The 4,272-nt window shown below is 47.7% G+C and carries 4 protein-coding genes and 1 pseudogene; all 5 read left to right on the plus strand.

Annotated features, from left to right (window positions below):
• Positions 1–747, plus strand: a pseudogene (locus tag Q0294_RS10600) (metal-dependent phosphohydrolase); the annotation flags it as partial.
• A gap of 292 nt (positions 748–1,039) precedes the next feature.
• Positions 1,040–1,390, plus strand: coding sequence for a hypothetical protein (locus tag Q0294_RS10605; RefSeq protein WP_299464570.1), 351 nt, complete (start codon positions 1,040–1,042; stop codon positions 1,388–1,390).
• A 180-nt stretch (positions 1,391–1,570) separates the two neighbouring features.
• The gene (locus Q0294_RS10610; RefSeq protein ID WP_299464573.1) at positions 1,571–2,053 is read left to right on the plus strand and encodes a hypothetical protein; all 483 of its coding nucleotides are present in this window, start codon (positions 1,571–1,573) and stop codon (positions 2,051–2,053) included.
• Positions 2,054–2,559: 506 nt separating this feature from the next.
• Positions 2,560–3,447 carry a dihydropteroate synthase gene (gene folP / locus Q0294_RS10615; RefSeq protein ID WP_299464576.1) on the plus strand — a complete coding sequence of 296 codons (888 nt, stop codon included), beginning with the start codon at positions 2,560–2,562 and terminating at the stop codon, positions 3,445–3,447.
• A gap of 57 nt (positions 3,448–3,504) precedes the next feature.
• Entirely contained in the window at positions 3,505–4,188 is a 684-nt protein-coding gene (locus Q0294_RS10620; protein WP_299464579.1) for an SGNH/GDSL hydrolase family protein, read from the plus strand.
• Positions 4,189–4,272: the final 84 nt, after the last annotated feature.

The following is a 4,272-nucleotide window of genomic DNA, read 5'->3' on the forward strand; positions in this document are numbered from 1 at the left end:
GGTTATAACATCCGGGCTGTCGATGTGTCCCGATTGGTACATTACAGTTTTTTTACTTCGGAAGGGCTCACCATTCATGCTCGGGGATTGCCGGCTTTAGTCAATTTTATTGAAACCCGGGCGAATTTGTTCCGTACGATCTATTATCATCGAACAGTTCGCGCACTCGATCTGGCTTTAGAGGAGATCTTTCCGGAAACCATGAAATATCTCTTTCACGGAAATCCACTCGAGAAACTGGATGAATATCTGGGTTTGACAGAATCCTCTTTTCTGGTGGATGTAGGCAGGTTTCAAAAAAGCTCTGATGGGGACGTGCGGAATCTGGGAGAACGCTGGCAGGGCATTCTTTCGCGAAACGTAGAGTGGAAAATGGCCTGTGAACGGTCGATCAATTTTCATTCGGGTAACGCAGTTCATACATCTATCTTTTCGGAACCAGATCTGGTGGAGAAACGCGTGCGTGCGAAACTGCCGACGAAGTTAAAACAGATTCCACTCAGAATTGATATCGCCAGACATTATCATCGTCCGAGTGGAAGGCTACCTGCCGGAGGCCAGAACTTCCTCCTTGATCCGGGGACCGAAAAGACTCAGGAACTCAATGATGATGAGTTATTCCGGGCATTGCCTGTCAGTTTTTTGATATTCCGAATTTATACACGCGATCATTTATATGATCTGGAGATGACGAACGCTCTGAATGCGGCTTTAGGCGAAGTCTCCGACTCGAAAACCAATATGTAGTGGCAAACTTGAGCGATCTGCCTGGTGTCTCAGACAGATTGTCTCTGATCTGAATTTCTGTTGAGGCTTTCAATCACGGGCGGGCAATCCTGTCGGGGTTTGCGAGCCCGCAGGGATATGAGCAAAAATTCGCATTGTGTTATATCAGGTGAAGCTCAATCTGCTTTCAAATCTTGAATCATTTTCCCTGATTTTTGCCTTAATCAGGTGAGACAGTAGTCCTGTTATGTCGGTCGTGTCGACGGAGAAAATTCCGTGCGACTGATTTTCAGGCAAAGTCGATAAGGTTAGCATGATCGACTTTGAACTAAAACTGATGATGGAAAATCCTGAATGGTGTCTCGTCCTGAACCATTACAGCCAGCTGCAGCTTCAGGCTAAAGCCCAAAATCCCGAGTTTGACGGATGGGTCGTTCGCCAGAATGGAGTGACAGGGGTCGTGGCTGAGCGGCTGCCTCGCATTCACGGCAAACTCATTGCCTTCGATTTGCTGAAATTTCAGATCGCAGGGCGGGATTCCGGTGTGTTCTATCAAGTCACTCGCGAGGGAGAGAAAATGCTCCCGAAGCTGGAAGAGATTATTCATAACATCAGTGTGCAGGAAGATCCGGAATCGGATTTCCCCTATTCCAAGTCCGCCTGATAGATCATTTTGAATGTGGATTGCAGATTGGGAGCGGTCTCTGATCCCCTATCGTTCAAACTCAAATGGGCTTAATAACGCGTTAATCAAAATGACCGGTATAAAATGAAAAAAGCCCCTATTGCACCAGGCAACGGGGGCCATTTCAGTTTAGCGTAGCTCACTGACGGTTCCACACAAATGGTGTTACTGTCAGAAAAGTCTCACAGGCTCAATTATGCTTTTTTAGGAGCTGGAGCTGGAGCTTTCTTTGGAGGAGCTGGTGCTTCTTCTACTTTCTTAGGAGCATGTGCTTCTTTAGCTGGAGCTGAGTTGCAGCTTGAGCAAGGAGCAGCTGCACAGCATTTTGGTGCTGGTGCACAGCACTTAGGAGCTGGTGCACAGCAGGTTGGAGCTGGTGCAGGGCAGCATACTGGAGCTGGCTTGCAGCAACGTGTACGAACTGGTTTGCAGCAGCGAACTCTTTCTGGTTTGCAGCAACGAACTTTTTCTGGCTTGCAGCAACGTTCACGAACTGGCTTGCAGCAGCGAACACGTTCTGGCTTGCAGCAACGGTTCAATAAACCAGCTTCTGCATCGGTGAGGCTGAAAGATGCAGAGATTAAAGTCAGTGCAGCAATCATTGAGAGCGTGACAGTTTTTCGAATCATGGTGTACTCCTGAGATTCTTTAATAAAAGTGGTTCCACTTCGCTGAAAAATGAGTTCATTCCCATCTCTCAACGATGTCCCTAAGCGTACGTACTTAGGGAAAACAGGTCTGTTTTTCTAGTTTGGTAAGATTTGCCGGTTACAGCAAATGCGTTGATTACAATACCAGAACGAATTACGTTGTCAAAGTAAAGACAACACTAAAAATCAAGATTCTCTAAAAATCCTCTATTTCCTGAAGTGTTGCTTTCAGGCAGTTTCTGACCCTGATTTGCTCCCTTATTTTATGATTCCTACCCAATAGGGCATTTGTCGCGGTTTGAAGTCGCTGGTTCGATTCAGAGGAGGGTGAAACACGGATTGCCGAAACAAACATCGATTTTCTTTGTTGAAACAGCCAGAATGATGAATACCACTTTCAACCAATTTCCTTGCATATGGAAAGTCTGCGGAGTAAAACGAAGGTTGTTACCGTGAAATAGTAATTCCTCACTAGTATTTGATTTAGAAGACCCCTGTGTGAATTTGCCGCTTTCAAATACTCCAAGCGAAGAACCGGAACATCTGCATCTCTGGAAATGTGGTACCCACTCCATTCCTTTAGGCGGTCTGCCGCTTCTGATGGGAATTCTGAATGTCACGCCCGATAGTTTTTCCGATGGAGGAGAAGCGACCGACCTCGATTCCGCTGTAAAAAAAGGCTTGCAGCTGGTGGAAGAGGGGGCAGACATTTTGGATATCGGAGGAGAATCGACACGTCCTGGCGCAGAGCCGGTTTCCGTCGAGGAAGAACTCCGGAGAGTGATTCCAGCCATCAAAGCCTTAGCCGCGCGAACAAAGATTCCCATCTCCATCGATACCACAAAAGCGGAAGTCGCCCGGCAGGCGATCCAGGCCGGTGCGATCATCATCAATGATATTTCCGGCTTGATGTTTGACCCGGCGATGATTCCACTGGCCGCGGAGACCAAAGCCGGCGTGATTTGTATGCACATTCAGGGAACTCCACAAACGATGCAGGATCGGCCCGAGTATCAGAATGTCGTTGCCGACCTGAAAATCTGGTTTGGAGAACGCCTCCAAAAACTGCTGGATGCCGGAATTGAACCGGATCGGATCGTCCTTGATCCCGGCGTGGGCTTCGGAAAAACAGCCGAGCATAATCTGGAGATTCTGTCGCACATTCAGGAATTCAAAGACCTGGGTTTCCCCGTGTTGATCGGGCATTCCCGCAAGCGTTTTTTATCCAAAGTACTCAATCGTTCTGTGGAAGAACGCCTGGCTGGCACGATCGGAGTTTCCATTGCCCTCGCCAGTCAATCCGTCGATATCCTGCGTCTGCATGATATTGCTGCCAACCGGGATGCCATCTCTGCCTGGGATGCTGTTTCCCGCAGAGTTTTGTGAGCGTCATTTTTATAGAAATTCAGAAACGTTTCTGAATGATAATTTCAAGGAAATACCATGAAAACAAGCATTGTTCGGCTGTCAATTTTACTAGTTTTATTCGGTCTCTGTTCCCTGAACGTGCTGGCGGCCGAGAAACCGGAACACGATTATGCCAAGTGGGAAAAGACGATTTCGCAGTTTGAAAAGCAGGATCAGGAACACGGAATCAAGCAGAATGGTATCCTGTTTGCCGGCAGTTCCAGCATCCGTTTATGGGATCTGGAAAAATACTTCCCCGATCAACCCGTGATCAATCGCGGCTTTGGTGGCTCGGAAATTGTTGATTCGACTCATTTTGCAGATCGCATTATCCTGAAGCATGAACCCAAACTCATCTTTTTATACGCCGGCGATAACGATCTGTCTCGTAAGCGAACCGCCGAAGAAGTCGCTGCCGACTTTCAGAAATTTGTAGCGACGGTTCATAAAACGCTTCCCGAAACCCGCATTGTTTTCATCGCCATTAAGCCCAGTCTCAGTCGCTGGAAACTGGCAGATACCATTATGCAAGCCAATCAACTCATTTGTCAGCAGTGTGCGGAAAGTTGCCTGCTCGATTACGCCGATGTCTGGTGTCCGATGCTCGGCGAAGATGGCAAACCGCGGCCCGAGTTATTCAAGGCCGATGGCCTGCATCTGAATCATGAAGGGTATCTCGTCTGGCAAAAAGCCGTTCAGCCCTTTTTATGTCAGCCATAAAACTCCTGAAATTACGAGTTGAAAATCAGATTGATTCGACCTGTAATTCATGGGAACCGATGAACTGGTTCAGTTCACCGCGGG

Origin of the sequence: uncultured Gimesia sp. (assembly GCF_937919775.1) — a bacterium.
Taxonomy (GTDB): Bacteria; Planctomycetota; Planctomycetia; order Planctomycetales; family Planctomycetaceae; genus Gimesia.